Origin of the sequence: Infirmifilum sp. (assembly GCF_049970975.1) — an archaeon.
In the GTDB taxonomy this organism is placed as follows: Archaea; Thermoproteota; Thermoprotei; order Thermofilales; family Thermofilaceae; genus Thermofilum; species Thermofilum uzonense.
In genome coordinates this window covers 1-2,008 of the sequence record NZ_JBMFLX010000183.1, presented here as the reverse complement: position 1 = coordinate 2,008, position 2,008 = coordinate 1, and the positions used below count along the sequence as shown (strand labels likewise).

Annotated in this window: 2 protein-coding genes; one reads left to right on the top strand and one right to left on the bottom strand. The window is 55.8% G+C overall.

The features are described 5' to 3' along the window. The first annotated feature begins 461 nt into the window (after nt 1-461). On the top strand, nt 462-1,040 hold the full coding sequence (locus ACP5KC_RS10335) for an FkbM family methyltransferase (protein ID WP_428287532.1): 579 nt from the start codon (nt 462-464) through the stop codon (nt 1,038-1,040). An 84-nt stretch (nt 1,041-1,124) separates the two neighbouring features. Here the strand turns inward: ACP5KC_RS10335 and ACP5KC_RS10330 are convergent. Beyond that, nucleotides 1,125-2,008 (bottom strand): glycosyltransferase family 4 protein (locus ACP5KC_RS10330; protein WP_428287531.1); only part of this gene is annotated, 884 nt, incomplete at its 5' end.

Sequence of the window (2,008 nt, the reverse complement as noted above, 5' to 3'; positions counted from 1 at the left end):
ATAGATCTGTTAGGGATTGATAGAATTATTGAAAAGTTTTTGTCGTTGTTAGGTATTAAATTTTTTATGACATACGAGTTAGCAGTTGGCAAAAAGAATGAAATAGTAGGAATTAAATTATGAAAACAAAGATTTTTACTTTGCAATAATTCCTTAGGATAAATATGCAAAAACGTAGTAAGATGAAAGCTCGAAATTCCATTATGAAGGATCTGCTAGAGCTCCATAGAGAGAGTCTAAGATTGTTTATCAATAAAAAATATTCATTTAAGTTGTTTATTAGCCAATTCTTATCACTGATGCCCTTCAGAATATTCCCATTGCCTAAAATTGTAAATCTACCTTACGGCTTGCAGATTTACGTTAATGATCGTGCTACATTAAGCACAATTATCCCAGATCATTACATCCGCAAGGAGTACTTTCGGCATCGCGATTACGTACCGAGGCGTGGCTGGACAGTGGTCGACGTGGGAGCGTATGTCGGCGTGTACTCGCTGTGGGCGGCGAAGGTCGTGGGGAGCGACGGCTTCGTGGTAGCCTTTGAGCCCAACCCCCTGGCCTTCGCTTGGCTCGTGAGGAACATCGAGCTGAACGGCGCGAAGAACGTCAAGGCCCTGCCCTACGCCCTCGGCGACGGGATCGCATGGATCACGCTCTACGCGGCTAGAGAGAACCCGGGGGCTTCGTCGCTGGTGCCGGATCACGTCGCAACCGCTGGGTGTAGCGTTGCTAGGGCGTTCAAGGTTCCCGTGGTCACCCTGGACTACGTCGTTGAGAGCAGTGAGTCGCTGGTCGGCAGGAGGATCGAGGGGGTCGACCTGGTGAAGATCGACGTGGAGGGCTACGAGATGCGCGTGCTGGAAGGCTTCAGGAACTCGCTCAGCCGAGGTCTCGCCGAGAGGTTCGCGATCGAGGTGCATAAGGATCAAGTGAGCACCGGGGACGTGATCGCGTTCTTGGAGGGGTACGGCTACAGGCTCGACAGTGTGGTTAGCTTCGGCCGCGTGAAGGACGTTGTCTACATGAGGCTGGCGTGAAACTGCGGCCCCCAATCTAGACTCGCACGGCGTACCCGTTGGGTGTGCGTTAGGAACGGGCCCCATAGTGCTGGGGGAGCGGTGTTAGCTCGCATTCTCGAGCGCCCGATCGAACACTTCGACGACCCTCTCCCACGTCCACCTCCTGGCGGTCTCCAGCCCCCTCTCGGCGAGCGCCCCCCTAAGCTCATCGTCGGTGAGCACTCTGATAACGGCGCGGGCAATGGCCTCCGGGTCCCCAGGCGGAACCACCAGCGCGTTGTAGCCGTCGACGGCGTAATCCCTGTTGCCACCGCAGTCGGTGGTCACGACCGCGGTGCCGCAGGCCATCGCCTCTAGGGGCGGTAGGCCGAAGCTCTCCCTGTACGACGTGAAGAGGAAGACCTCGGAGCTGGAGTAGAGCCTTGCGAGGAAATCGTCGTTGACGCCGCTGTACACTGTGTAGCTGAACTCCGGCTTAACTCTCTGAAAGACCCTCTTGACCGCGTCCCCCTCGCTGACCAGCACTGCGTGCACCGGTATCCTCTTATTGACGATGTTCAGGGCCCTGATGGCGACGTTCCCGCCCTTGAACTTGGCCTTCCTCACTATCACCATGACCACGGGCTTTCCTTCAGAGTCGATCATGCGAGACCTCCGGGGGTAGAAAACCCTCGTATCTACTCCGACGCCAGAGACGTAGACCCTGGCGCCCGCGTTCCTGCTCAGCACTAGATCCCTCGTGTAGCTTGAGTTGGCTAAGAAGGTGAAGGGCAGCCTGAGCGCGGCATCGAACAGCCTAAGCCCGTAGGCGCCGTCGACCTCCCTAACCAGCTCCGGGAAGTCCTGGACGAAGAACAGCTTCCGGGAACTTTCGGGGGCCCCCAGCCACACGGACAGGGCCGTGGGGTACCAGGTGGCGATATAAGCGTCTGCGCATGGCATTCTCTCGGCAAGCAATTTAATGTAAACGGCGTGGAAGAGCCAAC